Origin of the sequence: Methylobacillus draconifructus (assembly GCF_045984385.1) — a bacterium.
GTDB lineage: Bacteria > Pseudomonadota > Gammaproteobacteria > Burkholderiales > Methylophilaceae > Methylobacillus > Methylobacillus flagellatus_A.
Genome location: NZ_JBJQIJ010000002.1, coordinates 474,958 through 490,544 on the forward strand (window position 1 = coordinate 474,958; position 15,587 = coordinate 490,544).

13 protein-coding genes are annotated in these 15,587 nt (G+C 55.0%); 4 read left to right on the top strand and 9 right to left on the bottom strand.

Annotated features, from left to right (window positions below):
• Window positions 1–28: 28 nt before the first annotated feature.
• Genes yidD through rpmH form a run of 3 tightly spaced genes read right to left on the bottom strand, consistent with a single transcriptional unit; the run spans window position 29 to window position 789 of the window.
• On the bottom strand, window positions 29–241 hold the full coding sequence (gene yidD / locus ACKF11_RS06040) for a membrane protein insertion efficiency factor YidD (RefSeq protein WP_407996342.1): 213 nt from the start codon (window positions 239–241) through the stop codon (window positions 29–31).
• A complete protein-coding gene (gene rnpA / locus ACKF11_RS06045; protein ID WP_407996343.1) occupies window positions 242–619 on the bottom strand; it encodes a ribonuclease P protein component in 378 nt (125 codons plus the stop codon). It lies immediately after the preceding gene.
• A 35-nt stretch (window positions 620–654) separates the two neighbouring features.
• Window positions 655–789 carry a 50S ribosomal protein L34 gene (gene rpmH, locus ACKF11_RS06050; RefSeq protein WP_230348357.1) on the bottom strand — a complete coding sequence of 45 codons (135 nt, stop codon included), beginning with the start codon at window positions 787–789 and terminating at the stop codon, window positions 655–657.
• Between the two features lie 274 nt (window positions 790–1,063).
• Between rpmH and dnaA the strand changes: the two genes are divergently transcribed.
• From dnaA to gyrB, 3 genes are all read left to right on the top strand, one after another.
• Complete coding sequence (gene dnaA / locus ACKF11_RS06055; RefSeq protein WP_407993488.1) at window positions 1,064–2,485, top strand: chromosomal replication initiator protein DnaA; 1,422 nt, start codon at window positions 1,064–1,066, stop codon at window positions 2,483–2,485.
• 239 nt (window positions 2,486–2,724) lie between these two features.
• Entirely contained in the window at window positions 2,725–3,828 is a 1,104-nt protein-coding gene (dnaN, locus tag ACKF11_RS06060) for a DNA polymerase III subunit beta (RefSeq protein WP_407996344.1), read from the top strand.
• A gap of 52 nt (window positions 3,829–3,880) precedes the next feature.
• A complete protein-coding gene (gene gyrB / locus ACKF11_RS06065; protein WP_407996345.1) occupies window positions 3,881–6,277 on the top strand; it encodes a DNA topoisomerase (ATP-hydrolyzing) subunit B in 2,397 nt (798 codons plus the stop codon).
• 223 nt (window positions 6,278–6,500) lie between these two features.
• Here gyrB and ACKF11_RS06070 read toward each other — a convergent pair whose 3' ends face one another.
• From ACKF11_RS06070 to ACKF11_RS06095, 6 genes are all read right to left on the bottom strand, one after another.
• Window positions 6,501–6,758: a hypothetical protein gene (locus tag ACKF11_RS06070; protein WP_407996346.1), complete on the bottom strand. Its 258-nt coding sequence runs from the start codon at window positions 6,756–6,758 to the stop codon at window positions 6,501–6,503.
• 1 nt (window position 6,759) lies between these two features.
• Window positions 6,760–8,778: a restriction endonuclease subunit S gene (locus ACKF11_RS06075; protein WP_407996347.1), complete on the bottom strand. Its 2,019-nt coding sequence runs from the start codon at window positions 8,776–8,778 to the stop codon at window positions 6,760–6,762.
• Window positions 8,778–10,562, bottom strand: coding sequence for an N-6 DNA methylase (locus ACKF11_RS06080; protein WP_407996348.1), 1,785 nt, complete (start codon window positions 10,560–10,562; stop codon window positions 8,778–8,780). Before ACKF11_RS06080 ends, ACKF11_RS06075 begins: the two co-directional genes overlap by 1 nt.
• Before the next feature lie 23 nt (window positions 10,563–10,585).
• Window positions 10,586–13,024 carry an EcoAI/FtnUII family type I restriction enzme subunit R gene (gene hsdR, locus ACKF11_RS06085; protein ID WP_407996349.1) on the bottom strand — a complete coding sequence of 813 codons (2,439 nt, stop codon included), beginning with the start codon at window positions 13,022–13,024 and terminating at the stop codon, window positions 10,586–10,588.
• Entirely contained in the window at window positions 13,025–13,252 is a 228-nt protein-coding gene (locus ACKF11_RS06090; RefSeq protein ID WP_407996350.1) for a helix-turn-helix domain-containing protein, read from the bottom strand.
• Between the two features lie 193 nt (window positions 13,253–13,445).
• Complete coding sequence (locus tag ACKF11_RS06095; protein WP_407996351.1) at window positions 13,446–13,781, bottom strand: glycosyltransferase family protein; 336 nt, start codon at window positions 13,779–13,781, stop codon at window positions 13,446–13,448.
• 249 nt (window positions 13,782–14,030) lie between these two features.
• On the opposite strand from ACKF11_RS06095, the gene ACKF11_RS06100 reads away from it, so the two are divergent.
• Window positions 14,031–15,569, top strand: a complete 1,539-nt coding sequence (locus tag ACKF11_RS06100) for a SulP family inorganic anion transporter (protein ID WP_510338912.1) — start codon at window positions 14,031–14,033, stop codon at window positions 15,567–15,569.
• Window positions 15,570–15,587: the final 18 nt, after the last annotated feature.

Below are 15,587 nucleotides of genomic sequence, written 5' to 3' on the forward strand. Positions count from 1 at the left end.
CTCTTAATCTATTTAATGGGCCACAACCTCATGGCACAGGATCATGACCGCCGTCATGCCATGGGTGACACTTGGACAAACGGCGTATTGTATAAAAGGCTCCGCGCCATGCGCCATGCTTTTGTATGGCTTCGACGGCATATTGCGAGCAGGTCGGGTAAAAGCGGCACTGCTGGCCCAGCAAGGGACTCAAGGTCCATTGATATAGCCTGATCACCCCCACCATCAGCCTGGCAAGCATTCAGACCGCTTCCTGCCGGCTTACCAGCTTGCGCTGCAGCTTGGCGACCAGTTCGGCAAACTCTTGTTCGATTTCGGCAAACTGCGGTCTGCCAAACAGCACATGCGGCCTGGCGACCAGATCCAGGCCTGGTAATTGATGCTGGCTCACCCTGAACAGTTCCCGCATGACGCGTTTGATGTAATTGCGGTCCACGGCGCGGCGGGCAATTTTCTTGCCGACCACCAATCCCAGTCTTGCATAAGCCATCTCGTTATAGCGATAGTGCAGTACAAGATAACGGCCTGAAACTCGTTTGCGGAAATTAAAAACGGATGAAAATTCATCCGTTTTTAACAATTTTGCCTGGCGCTTAAACGCATAAGTTGGCAAAACCATGTATAGCTGAGATCGCCTTGACGGCGAATGGCCGATTAAACAGCCAGGCGAGCACGGCCCTTGGCACGGCGCGCAGCGATAACAGCGCGACCGCCACGGGTCTTCATACGCACCAGGAAACCGTGCGTACGGGCACGGCGGATTTTAGAAGGCTGGTAAGTGCGTTTCATGGGAATCTCCGGTTGACTTCTAGATGTTGCGAATCAAAAACGCGTAATTTAACCTGAAAACACTGCCCTATGTCAATGTTTATTTGGGAAAACCTAGCCATTGTGAAAATGATTGTGCGCTGCCTGTGGATAAGTTGTGGCAAACAGGCTAGAATCACCTATCCGGCGATGGGGTTAAACCCGCTGAAACCGGCATCTGTTCGATAATAACAAACAGGCAGGCATCCGTCCTTACCTCATCATTTCATTTTCACTGCGGAGTTTCGGGCAACCGATGGAAAATTTTTGGTCACTTTGTCTCGGTCGCTTTGAAGAAGAGTTGTCAACGCAGCAATTCAACACCTGGATCAAGCCGCTGCGCTTTGAAGCGCACGAAGGCGCATTGCGCCTGCTGGCACCCAACCGTTTCGTGCAGCAATGGGTGAAGGACCGCTTCCTGCAAAAGATCGCCGCCTTGGCCGAAGAAGCGTTCCCTACGCCCATGCAGATTGAACTGGCCCTTTACGACGCCAGCGACAAGGCGCCCGGAAGCAAAACCATCGCCAAGCCCAAGCCGGCGGCAGAGCCCGCCCCGGCAGCAAAAAAAATCGAAGCTGAAATCAGCAAGGTCACGAAAACGGTCACGCCTGCCAAATCCGCCTCTGCCGCGGTCAAGAAAACCAAGCCGGCGGCGGAGAGCAACGGCCTCAACCCGGCATTCCGCTTTGACAATTTCGTCACGGGCAAGGCCAACCAATTGGCGCGCGCCGCTGCCATCCAGGTCGCGGAAAATCCGGGCACGGCCTACAACCCCTTGTTCATTTACGGCGGAGTAGGGTTGGGCAAGACCCATGTGCTGCAAGCCATCGGCAACCACTTGAAGGCGCAGCGGCCCGACGCCAAGATCCGCTATCTGCATGCCGAACGCTATGTGTCTGACGTCGTGAAAGCATACGAGCACAAGGCTTTCGACGAGTTCAAGCGCCAATACCATTCCTTGGACCTATTGCTGATCGACGACATCCAATTCTTCGCCAAGAAAAGCCGCACCCAGGAAGAGTTTTTCTACGCCTTCAATTCGCTGATCGAGGCCAAGAAGCAAATCATCATCACCTGCGATACCTATCCCAAGGAAATCGCCGACGTCGATGAACGCCTGCGTACACGCTTCAGCTGGGGCCTGACCGTGGCAGTGGAACCGCCCGAGCTGGAAATGCGCGTCGCGATCCTACTCAAGAAAGCGGAAGCCGCCCGCGTCACGCTGGATGAAGACGTCGCGTTCTTTATCGCCAAACAGGTGCGCTCCAGCGTCCGGGAACTGGAAGGCGCGTTGAACCGCATCATCGCCATGGCCAACTTCACCGGGCATGCCATCGATGTCAACCTGGCCAAGGAAGCCTTGAAGGACCTGATCGCCGTGCGCGGCCGACAGATCACCATCGAGAACATCCAGAAAACCGTCGCGGACTATTACAAGATCAAGGTCGCCGAAATGTACAGCAAGAAACGCTCGCGCAACTTTGCGCGCCCGAGGCAGATCGCCATGACGCTGGCGCGCGAGCTCACCAACCACAGCTTCCCGGAAATCGGCGAAGCTTTCGGCGGCAGGCATCACACCACGGTCATGCATGCCTGTGATGAAATCGAGCAATTGCGCCAGAACGACCAAAACCTTGCCCGGGATATCTCGGTATTGATCCAGGTCATCCGGGACTGAGGCGATTTAAGGATGAATGTACGCTTATGGAAAAGCTGTGGGCAGAAACGCGGTTTAAGCGCGTTTTTAAGAAAACAGTCAAATGACCAACATTCTATCCACAGCAGTCTATAAAAGTTTCAAGATAGTTTATTTTCAAACAGGTAATTGAATTTAAATTGAAAATTAGAGTTATCAACAGAAGTTACTAGCTTTATTGTTATTATCAATTTATTTTTTATATATTAGGTTTTAAAGATATGAACATTAAAATCAATCGCGATACGCTGCTAAAACCTCTTTCATCCGTAAGCAGTATTGTTGAAAGACGTCATACTTTGCCTATTCTTTCCAACCTCCTGTTGGAAGCCAAACAAGACAAGATCGTCCTGACCGCAACGGATCTGGAGATGCAGATTTCGCTTTCCGTGGAAACTGCCGTAGGAGGGGAGCTCTCGACCACCATCTCAGCCAAGAAGCTGCTCGACATCTGCCGCTCGCTGCCTGAAAACGCCGAGATCACCATGGCCACCCAGGACAGCCGCATCCAGGTAAAGACCGGCAAGAGCCGCTTCAATCTGCAGACATTGCCTGCCAACGACTATCCGGTGATGACCAAGACCGCCGACTCAGGCAACACCGTGATCAAGCTCGGGCAGAAATCGCTGAAGCGCCTGTTCAAGCAGGTCGAGTTCGCCATGGCGCAACAAGACATTCGCTATTACCTCAACGGCTTGCTGTTCGAAGTCAACGGCAACCGCCTGAATGTCGTGGGTACGGACGGCCACAGGCTGAGTTTTACCTCCACCGAGCTGGCCAACAGCTACGAAAAACAGGAGATCATCCTGCCGCGCAAGACCGTCATTGAATTGATAAAACTGTTGGACGAAAGCGAAGATGAAGTCACAATAGAGGTTGCCAATGGACAGGCTAATTTCGCTTTTGGCGATATCCGGTTGATTTCAAAGGTAATTGATGGAAAATTTCCTGACTACACCCGCGTGATCCCGACAGGACACCAGAACAGTTTCACCGTGGACCGCACCATGATCCTGCTGTCCATGCAACGCGCCTCTATCCTGTCCAACGAAAAATACCGTGGTATCCGTATGGTGCTTTCGGCCAATAGCTTGAAGCTGATCAGTACCAACAGCGAACAGGAAGAAGCAGAAGAAGAGCTCGAAATCAGTTATGGCGGTAGCGGCCTTGATATCGGCTTCAATGTCACCTACATGATTGACGTATTGAACAATTCAGATAGCGAAAGCGTGACTTTCTCATTTGCAGATGCCAACAGCAGCTGCCTGGTTACCGTGGAAAACGACAGCAACTACAAGTATGTCGTGATGCCAATGCGTATTTAACTGATTGAATATTCAATAATAACCGATTGTTTCACGTGAAACCCACAGGACTATGACTGATTACAATTCCGACAGTATTAAAATCCTCGAAGGCCTAGATGCAGTCCGTAAACGCCCCGGCATGTATATTGGCGATACCTCCGATGGCAGCGGTTTGCACCACATGGTATTCGAGGTGCTGGATAACGCAATTGACGAAGCCCTGGCGGGCCACTGTGATGACATCAAGGTCATTATTCATCCGGACAACTCCATCAGCATTTCCGATAATGGCCGCGGCATTCCTACCGACGTCAAGGAGGACGACAAGCACGATCCCAAGCGCTCCGCGGCAGAAATCGTCATGACCGAGCTGCATGCTGGCGGCAAGTTCGACCAGAACTCCTACAAGGTTTCCGGTGGATTGCACGGAGTGGGCGTTTCTGTTGTAAACGCGCTCTCAGACTGGCTGCGGCTGCGTATCTGCCGCAACGGACAGGTGCACCAAATGGAATTCCGCCGCGGCGTGGCCGTGGCACCGCTGGCTGTCACGGGCACTACCGAGCGGCGCGGTACGGAAGTCCATTTCCTTGCGTCAGTCGAGACTTTTACCAATGTGGAATTCCATTTCGAAATCCTTGCAAAACGCATCCGTGAACTTTCCTTCCTTAACAACGGCGTCAAGATCGAGCTGATCGACCAGCGCAATGGAAAGTCTGAGAATTTCGCCCATTCCGGCGGGGTCAAGGGCTTCGTCGAATACATGAACCGCAGCAAGACTGTGCTGCATCCCAAGCCTTTCTACGCCTCGGGCGAAAAAGACGGCATAACCGTGGAAGTGTCCATGCAATGGAACGATTCCTACAGTGAGAGCGTGCAGTGCTTTACCAATAACATTCCGCAGCGCGACGGCGGTACCCACCTGACTGGCTTGCGTACGGCAATGACCCGTACGCTCAACAGCTATATCGAGCAGAACGAACTGGCGAAAAAGGCCAAGATCGACACCAGCGGCGATGACATGCGCGAAGGCCTGACCTGCGTGCTTTCCGTGAAGGTCCCCGAGCCGAAATTCTCCTCACAGACCAAGGACAAGCTGGTTTCCAGCGAAGTGCAGCCTGTCGTGCAAGAAGTGGTCTCTGCCAAGCTGGCTGAATTCCTGCTGGAAAACCCGAACGAAGCCAAGATCATCTGCAACAAGATCATCGAGGCTGCACGCGCACGCGATGCAGCCCGCAAGGCGCGTGAAATGACACGCCGCAAAGGCGCCATGGATACCATGGGATTGCCCGGCAAGCTTGCGGACTGCCAGGAAAAAGACCCGGCCCTGAGCGAACTCTACCTCGTCGAGGGCGATTCCGCGGGCGGTTCCGCCAAACAAGGCCGCGACCGCAAATTCCAGGCCATCCTGCCATTGAAGGGCAAAATCCTGAACGTGGAAAAAGCCCGTTTCGACAAGCTCTTGTCCTCGCAGGAAATCGCCACCCTGATCACCGCGCTGGGCACCGGCATCGGCAAGACCGATTTCAACGCGGAAAAGCTGCGCTATCACCGCATCATCATCATGACCGATGCGGATGTCGACGGCGCCCACATCCGTACCTTACTGCTAACCTTTTTCTACCGCCAGATGGGCGAATTGGTCGAGCGCGGCCATGTCTATATCGCCCAGCCGCCTCTGTACAAGGTCAAGCAAGGCCGCGACGAGCGCTACCTCAAGGACGAACAGGAAATGGACCAGTACTTGCTGCAATCCGCGCTCAAGGGAGCGGAACTGCTCAAGCAGACTGACGGCGAAACCATCAGCGGCGAAGCACTGGCAGCCATTGCCAAGCAGATGGTGCTGACCGAAGCCATTATCCGCCGCCTGAGCCCGCTCTATGACGAGAGCATCCTGCGCGCGCTACTTGACCTGGGCAAGCTGGAACTGGACAGCGAAGCCCAAGCCGAGGCCACTGCCGCCAAACTCCGCCCGTTGCTGGGCCATACCGGCAGCGAAGTGCTGGTCGCACAAAACCAGGAAAGCGGCGACTACCGCCTGGAAATCAACAAGTACGTCCACGGCAACCTGCAAGCCAGCGTGATCGACAGCGATTTCATCAGCAGCGGCGACTACCAGCAAATCCTTTCGACCTCTCTGACCTTGCAAGGCCTAGTGGGCGAGGGCGCCATCATCAAGCGCGGTGAAAAACAACAACCGGTCAGCAGCTTCAAGGCGGCCCTCGACTGGCTCATGGGCGAAGCCAAGCACGGCCTCAACATCCAGCGCTATAAAGGCCTGGGTGAAATGAACCCGGAACAGCTGTGGGAAACCACCATGGATCCCACCGTGCGCCGCCTGCTCAAGGTGCAGATCGACGACGCGATCGCCGCTGATGAAATCTTCACTACCTTGATGGGCGACCAAGTGGAGCCAAGAAGGGCCTTTATCGAAGGAAATGCATTGGGCGTCAGCAATTTGGATGTCTAGTGCGCTGTAGGATCCGATTGGAGTTTAGATTTTTCCCAAAAAATTTAGATTTCATAAGACAAAACCCAGCCGGCAGCGGTTGGGTTTTGTTTATTGCTGACGGACGGTTGACCATGTGACGACTGTCCTCTTTGCGGCGGCGCGCCAAGATGGCATCGAGATCGTAGTTCGGTCATGTCAGAGCCTCACCCCTCCAACCGGGAAAGCTGCGGATCGTTGCGCATTAACAAGCACCGTCGAGCGACTGCCGATAGTCGAATTCAGCCTCGTGGTCCAGATCCACATCGCGAAAAATGGTGATCAGCGCCTCGATCAGGTTGGATTTTCCGGTATCGTTCTGGCCAATTAACGCATGGCTACGGATGGGCTTGGGCTGTGCATCAGCAGGCGCACCCGCCGCGGCTTGCAAGTGCGTCTCGAAAGCGATGTCGAGACCACGCAGATTGCGAAAGGACGGGATACGGATACGAAGCAGTTGCATATCAGGCGCTCACCGTATCGGCCGGCTTTTCGCGCATTTCGGCGCGAGCCGGTTCCAGAATCCAGCCGTAGGCTACTTCGGTTTTCAGTTGCGCATAAAAGGCATCAATCTCGCCGCCAACACGCTGCCACAAATCCTTGGCGCTCATTTCGCCGTTGTGGCGGGCCAGAATCGTGGCCAGCGGTGCCTGGGCTTTGATGTCGGGTGCCGTGCCTAACCGCAGCGGCGCGATCAGTTCGGTTTGAGGGGCTTTCATGGGTTCCTCTTCTTGTTCGATGGCGATCCCGGTCAGAGCGGATACGGACGCAGCTGCAACTTGTTCTGCCAAATTATTTTTTCTGCGAAGACGCTCGCTGTAGCTGTCGACGACCGTCATAAATGCTTTAATTTTTGCCAGTATTCGCTGCTGCTCTTCAATTGGCGGTAGCGGGATGGTGATTGAGCGGAGCTTGTCTTGTGATATATTCATCTGGCTATCCGCCATTCCAGATTTCAATCGTTCAACAATGCGACCAGGCTCTCCCGCAGATAAACAAAGAGCAACAAATCGAGGATTGATAAGATCGTCAACAATGTGAAACCGAATTAATTTATCCGAGATCATTAATCTCGGTGGCGCCGCGTCAACCACGCAGCAAATACCTACTCGGTTCTTTGGGCCAGCTCGGGTGATCAAAATATCGCCAACCTCGATTTGATATTGTGGGCGAGGATCAAGAGATGCAGGCAGTTCTTTGTGCTCGTGAGGAAGGAAACGTAGAACTTGCACAGCCGTTGTTTTCAACACGCCCCATTTGTTGGCATCATCGCGAGCATTGGGGAGACAGGCTGGACTCCATCCCGCATCGATTGTGGAAATTGCCTCATCCAATGTGATGGTTTCCCAGTGGGCTGGTAGCGTCGTTTCCTCCAGCACTTCTGGCTTGACGTGTTTCTTTCGAGGGAAAGTACCGTCTGCAATTCCCCGCTCCTTGGCGGCCAGAATTTTTGCTTTCAAGGTGCTTGATGGCTCATCTAGCGCATCTGGGTTACTCAAATAGCCTGATACGGCCAGATCAAGCACGGTTTTACGTAAATCTTCAACATCCTCTGGCACATGAAACAGCCGCCCGAAGTTGTAGGCCAGGCGCGCCCAGGTGACTTGAAGTTCGTGCGGGCTGGTAGCGCTAGCGACGGCTTGCAGGGTGGACTGGCGCAAGGCGTTTTGCAGTTTGCGGCGGGCTTGCTGTTGCGATTCCAGCTTGTCGCACAAGGCCATCAGCTCATCGACTTTGGCGACAATGCGCGATTGTTCTTCGATTGGTGGCAGCGGAATCGGTAGCGCTCGCGCCGTGCTGGTATTCAATTCCACTTGCTGTGTGGTACCAGAAACCAGAGAATCGGGATGCGATGGCTCGATACGTGATTGCACCCACGGTGAAGCAATCACACACCATAGATAGCGCGGGGAGCAATTAGCGAGCCGAACAACCGTCACGTGAGAATCAGCTACGGCTTTGATGCCTTCATCCGCACGGTAAATTGCTACACGTCCGGCAGTGCCAGTTCCGGTCGAATTCCAAAGTAAGTCACCTTCGCAAAGAAAACGCTCTTTGCCATATGAATCCAATAAGTCATCCGACACAAAACGCGCAGATGACAAATCAAAGCCTGCCCATTGAATGCACTTTTGTGAAATGACGTGCGTTGAGCTCTTGTCAACATACTTCGGACCTTTACCCCGCTGAATGTATAGGCAGAGCTGTTCTAGGTGAGTCCACTGCCAATGATCAGGGACCGGAAATGGTCTCGAATCCATTAGCGGGTGCATCCTTGTCACTCGCAGCTCAAGCTCTTCTTCGTACGCACGACGCAACTTAGCGGCTTCCTCAATAACCTGAGAAGCAGTCGATTCTGATTCAATGCGCTCTACAAGCCGGCCAGAAATGGCTAATTGGATGATTAGTTCACGTAGCCTGCTAACACCCCCCGGCGAATTCGCGATATGCCCAAACTCCGCCACAAATTGCTGCGCATCCATCAGACGTCCTCACCTACAAAGTGATGCGCCAGTGCGGCAGCTAATTCGCTCTTGAGCTGGTTCTCGGTTTCTTCGATTTCGTCCAATAGCTTTTTTAATTTTTCCAGCAGCAGGTCAGGGTCGTGAGTTTCTTCTTCTGGTGCGTTGGGGTTTTTGATGTCAAGGTTAAAAATCGGCCAGTAGATGCGGTCGCCCGCGGCCTGCGCATCACGCGCTTGCAGGCGCAGTGGCTCGGCCTTGGTACGCAGTTCGGCAATCTGCGTTTCGATTTTTTCGCGGTAGCTGGCATCGGTGTTCCCGACTAGGCTTTTGCGTAAGTTGCTCGCTTCGCCTTCTAGCGCGGCGGCTTGGTTGTTCAACTCTTCGGCACGTTGCCAGTGTGGCTTTGCGGCGGCTTCGGCCTGTTCACGCTTGGTTTTGAAATCCACCTTCCAGGCGAATTCGTTTTCCACGCGGTCGGCAAAGTCGTTGGCCTCGCTGCCCCACCAGTCTTGCTCGGGTTTGAACTCTTCCAGTCGGATGGGTTTGGTTTTGGAATAGCTCTTGTAGCCCGGTGGGTACGGGTGTTCGTAAAACCAGATGGTGTCGGTGTGGAAGTGTTCGGTACCGTCATCGACCATGCTGCCCTTGGTGAAAAAAAGCAGGTTGGTCTTGATAGTGGTGTAAGGCGCAAATACGCCTTTGGGCAGGCGGATGATGGTGTGTAGCTTGCAGTCGCGCAGCAGCAATTTTTTCAGCGTGCCTTTGATGCCATCGCCAAACAGAAAACCATCGGGCAGCACCACGGCAGCACGGCCGTTTTCTTTCAGCAGCTTTTTGATGATGAGCGCCATGAACATGTCGGCGGTTTCGCGCGTACGCAAATCGGCCGGGTAGTCGCTGCCCACACCATCATCTTCATAACCGCCGAAGGGCGGGTTGGTGATGATGCAATCGACCTTGTCGGTGGCGCTCCATTCGTTCCAGCCTATGCCCAGCGTGTTTTTGTGTTCGATCTGGCTGGGCACGTCTATGCCGTGCAACAGCATATTGGTGGTGCACAGCAGGTGGGGCAATTGCTTTTTCTCAATGCCGTGAATCAGCTCCTCGATGGCGCGCTTGTCTTCTGGACGCGGTGACTTCATCATCGCAAGCTGATTACGGAAGTGGTCAATGGCAGCCGTCAAGAAGCCGCCAGTGCCGCAAGCCGGGTCCATCACAGTTTCGCGTTTGTCGAGAAGCGGGTTGACGCGGTCAGCCATGAAGGCGGTGATGGCGCGTGGGGTGTAGAACTCGCCAGCATTGCCCGCACCGCGCAGATCATTGAGCATCTGCTCGTAGACATCGCCTAGACTGGCGCGGGTTTTGAAGTCGTGGAAGTTAATGGCTTCTTCCAGCTTTTCTATCACGGCCAGCATCTGCGGACCGGATTTCATATAGTTGTTGGCATCGCGGAATACTTCGCGGATGACCTTATGCTGGGGGCTGCGGTCCGCGTCGATCTGGTCTTTCAGCGCCGGGAATAGTTCGTTATTGACGAAGCCGATCAATTCGCTGCCTGCGATCTGCGGCTTTTTCTTGCCGTCGGCATCGGCCTTGTAAGCCGCCCAGTTGCGCCAGCGGAAACGCTCTGGCAAGGGCGATTGGTAGGCGGGATTATCGTCTTCCCATTCTTCCTCACGCTGATCGAATACTTTAAGAAAGAGCATCCAAGTTAGCTGGCCGAGGCGCTGGGCATCGCCGTCGACGCCGTCGTCCTTGCGCATGATGTCCTGGATGGATTTGATAGTGCTGCTAAGATTCATCTTGTGGTTCTCGATTTACGGGCTCAGGCCTGTTTCAATTCATTTTGGTCGTAGAGCGCTTGTTCAAGCTCTTGCACGGCCCGGGTATATTGCTCAACGCTGCCAAAGATGCCGCGCCGGATCTGGGTTTTGCTGCCAAACTGGTCAAACGGCGGCAGTTCCAGTACCTTGGCGTCTTCGATGTCTTGCACGCCGTGGTCGGCGAACTTATCGAGTAGAGCTTCGAGCACGGCACGGGCCTGCTCGCCATATTTGCCAAACACATCCCGCTTCTTCACGTTGTTCGCACGCTCGCGACGGGTAAGCGGTTTTTGGTCGAAGGCAACATGGGCGACCAGATCAAACACATCCAGCTCTCTGCCGTTGGCCACGGCCTGTCGCAGGATTTCGATCGGCACACCTTGATCGGCGAGCTCTTCTAATACGGCCTGTTTGCGTTCAGCACTGTTCCACCGGCGCAGGAAGTCGGTCATGCTGCCGAACTCGGCCTGAAGCGCTTTCTTGATGTCGTCCTTCAAAAGAACGCGGTAATCCTCGGTGATGAGCTTGCCATCGGCATCGAGGTACTGCGAGCGCTCCACCGCCACGCGCACGTTGACATCGTCGATCACGTATTTGACGCGGCCTTCGCCGCCACCGCCTCCGCCCGTGTCGCCGCCGGGTGGCGTGTCATCACCATCATTCAGGTCAGGGTCATAGGGTGGGGGCTCGGGTTCGCTGATGCCAGGCGGGTTGATGATGTCAGGCGGCACTATGGGTTCATCGGGCTTGGGCTCGTATATCACCACCGGTTCACCGTCGAAATCTGGGTCCGCGAACAGGCGTGTCGCACCCTTGAAATCCATGATGGTGAAGTACAGCTTTTGGTAGTCCTCGCGCAAACGGGTGCCACGGCCAATGATCTGCTTGAACTCAGTCATTGAGTTGATGTTCTGGTCCAGTACGATGAGTTTGCAGGTCTTGGCATCTACACCGGTGGTCAGCAGTTTGGAGGTGGTGGCGATGACGGGGTAAGGCTCGTCGTTGTCGATGAAGTAGGAAAGCTGCGCTTTGCCTTCGTTGTCGTCGCCGGTGATGCGCATGACGTAGCGGCGGTTGCTGGCAGCGGCCGGGATGAGCTTGACCAGCTCTTGCCGCATGCGTTCGGCGTGGTCCTGGTCATCACAAAACACGATGGTCTTGGCCATTGGGTCGGTGGCCTTGAGGTATTCCCATACTTTGCTGGCCACCAGTTTGGTGCGTTTTTCCAGCACCAGGGTGCGGTCAAAATCCTTCGTGTTGTATTGGCGCTGTTCCACCGCCTGGCCGAGTTTGTCGATCTTGTTTTTTTCGGGGGTGTAACCCACGGCATCGACATCGGTGGCGATTCGGATCACTTTGTAGGGCGCGAGGAAGCCGTCTTCGATACCTTGCTTCAGCGAGTAAGTGTAGATTGGGTCGCCAAAGTAGGTGATGTTGCTGACCTCCTTGGTTTCTTTCGGCGTAGCCGTCAGGCCCAAGTGTGTGGCGCTGCTGAAGTATTCGAGCACATCGCGCCAGGCTGAATCATCAGCGGCACTGCCACGGTGGCATTCATCAACAACGACAAGATCGAAAAAATCGGCCGGAAACTGCTTGTAAATTTGCTTCCATTCTTCCTTGCCGGTAACCGCCTGATAAAGGGCAAGATAGATCTCGTAGTTTTTCTTGATCTCGCGGTTGGAGACCTTGTGCATGACCTCCCCAAAGGGGGCGAAGTCTTGCTGCATGGTTTGATCGACCAGGATGTTGCGGTCGGCCAAAAACAAGATGCGTTTTTTCGCTTTGGCTTTCCACATACGCCAGATGATCTGGAATGCGGTGTAGGTTTTGCCGGTACCGGTGGCCATTACCAGCAGCACGCGCTGCTGTCCTTTGGCGATGGCTTCGATGGCACGGTTGATAGCGACGCGCTGGTAATAGCGTGGCTCCTTGCCGCTGCCGTCGGTGTAGAACGGTTGCTCAATTAGCTTAACTGCGGCAGGCTCAACAAGGCCTTTCCATTGCTGATAAAGCGGCCAAAGATCGTCCAGTGATGGAAACTCGCTGAGTGAGAGCTCGCGCTCGCTGGGCTGCGTCAGGCCAGTGCGGTCGTGCAGCAGGAAGCCGTCGCCATTACTGCTGATGGCAAAGGGGGCATCTACCATCTCGGCATAGGCCAGTGCCTGCTGCATGCCGTGGCCGACCGAAAAGCGCGCTTGCTTGGCCTCGACTACCGCAATCGGTATGTTGGGCCGGGCATACAAAACGAAGTCCGCGCGCTTAGGGCCACCTTTAGCATCGGGATTCTTAATGCGTGCCGCAAGCTTGCCGCGCACCATGACGCGTCCGTCCGTGAGATTCACTTCCTCGCGAAACTGATGCTGCTGCCAGCCCGCCTGCACAATAGCAGGCGTGATGAACTTGGTGCAGATATCACGCTCACTAAGCTGGTACTTGTCCATTCATCCCCCTGATGTGTGGCGGTCGGTATCTAACCTGTCGTGCGCATCGTCTTCGTCAGCTCCTCCCGCCCGCACCCATGCATCAACCTCGGAGAGCTGAAACTTCCACAGCCGACCTATCTTGTGCGCTGGCAAACCCTTTCGCTCGCGCCAGCGATAAACGGTGTCTTTTACGACGCCCAGATGCTTAGCGACATCGATTGCTGTGACCCACGGTTCGGAATTCATGGCATTGGCTCTCTGGTTAAAGCCGCAAAGTCGTTCAAAATCGTTATCAGTCTACCAGAATGACTTATAGTGGACTATCCCTGACTCCGGGTTGATAGTCGATTGTTATCGTTGGTTTAACCGTCCTTGGTGAATTTCCGCGAGGATCGGTGGGTGAGATGTGGGGCGATGCTGCACCAAATTTTCTGAAGGCTTAATTAATAAGCGGATTGGGGGATACCACGTATGTCACCCCGCCGATATCCGACTTGAAAACAAACCCGTAGCTGAACACTGCGGCATCGGGAAGCCAGAATACCACCGGTTCTTGACGGTTGATGCCGTCATAGCCATAGGCGATCGCGGCATCGCGCGCAAAGCGGTACGCCGCGAGGAATGCTTCCACTGTCGGCTGGTCTGCCACCAAGCCGTCGATTTCTGCCTCAGCCCAGTTGCCGCCCAGCAGGCGCGCAGTTTCGTTCACGGTCTTGAGGTAATGCCAGCCGTGGTCGATCGGGGCGATTTTGTAGACACTCCATTGGTTTTCCATCCTGGATGCTCCTAAGCGCGGTTGTTGCTGAAAAATATCCAGCGTATTAACGGTTTTTGCCTATGTTCATTTGGTCCGATCTGCCATTGATGAAATAATACATGCTGTTGTTATCCGTTTCATACTGTATCAGACCGATGTAATCCATTGATTCAGCAATAATTTAACCGGGATTTCCACGCCCATGAGTCGTGTATGGCTGAACCATTCTGCGCATGAAGGGTGCGATTGCGCAGCAAACAGGAGCATATGATGTCGAATGCAGTATCCAGAGGGCTGAACCCTGCCCAGATCAAAACCAATGTATTGAGCGGCCTGACCGTGGCACTGGCGATGGTGCCGGAAACCATCGCGTTTGCCTTTGTGGCGCACGTCTCGCCATTAACCGGTTTGTATGCCGCGGTCATCGTCTCGTTCATTACCGCCGCCTTTGGCGGGCGTCCCGGCATGATTTCCGGCGCGGCGGGTTCGCTGGCGGTGGTGATGACGGCCCTGGTGGTGCAGCACGGGGTAGAATACCTGTTTGCGACCGTGGTGCTCATGGGGGCGCTGCAAATATTGTTCGCGGCGGCGAAGATGGGCAAGTACATCCGCATGGTGCCATACCCGGTGATGCTCGGCTTCGTGAATGGCCTGGCCATGGTGATCTTCTTCGCCCAGTTCAACCATTTCAAGGTGGCGTCGGAAGACGGCAGCATGCAATGGATGAGCGGGCCGTTGCTCTACACCATGCTGGCACTGGTAGCGCTGACGATGCTGGTGATTTACCTGCTGCCGCGACTGACCAAGATCGTGCCTTCCGCATTGGCCGCGATTGTAGTGGTGTCGGCAGCGGTTGCGGCGATGGGGCTGGAAACCAAGACTGTGGGAGACTTGGGCTCGATTGCGGGAGGGTTGCCCAGCTTGCATGTGCCGCAAGTGCCGCTCAGCCTGGAAACCCTCAAGATCGTGTTCCCTTACTCCTTGATCCTGGCCGCGATCGGCCTGATCGAGACCTTGCTCACGCTCAACCTGATCGACGAGATGACCAATACGCGCGGCCAGCCCAACCGCGAATCGATGGCGCAAGGCGCGGCCAACGTGGTGACCGGGTTCTTCGGCGGCATGGGCGGCTGCGCCATGATAGGGCAGAGCATGATCAACATGAACGCGGGCGGCCTGAAGCGCCTGTCCGGCATTGCCATGTCGGCCTTCCTGCTTTCGTTCATCTTGTTTGCCTCGCACTGGATCGAGATGATCCCGCTGGCTGCCTTGATCGGGGTGATTTTCGTCATGGCGATCAAGACCTTCGAGTGGGGCAGCTTCCGGCTGTTCGGCAGGGTGCCCAAGGCGGATATCTTCGTTGGCATCCTGGTGGCGCTCATCACGGTGGTTAGTGACCTGGCGGTGGCGGTGCTGGTCGGCGTGATCGTCTCGGCGCTGGTGTTTGCCTGGGAGCATGCCAAGGAAATCTCGGCCAGTGCCTATGTCGACGAGGCCGGGCGCAAGGTCTACATGCTCAAGGGCAGCGTGTTCTTTGCCTCGATTGCCAACTTCCAGGCCCTATTCAGCCCGCAGGATGACCCGGCGCAGGTCGTAGTGGATTTCAAGCAGGCCAAGGTGGTGGACCACTCGGCGCTGGCCGCGATCGATGCCTTGGCCGAGCGTTACGCCCAGCAGGGCAAGCAGCTATCGCTCAAGCACCTGAGCCCGGATTGCCGGGCCCTGCTCGGCCGTGCGCGCGACCTGGTCGAGGTCAACCTACTCGAAGACCCGAATTATCCGGTAGCGGACGACAAGCTGGGATAGCGTTTCCAGGTGGCTTGC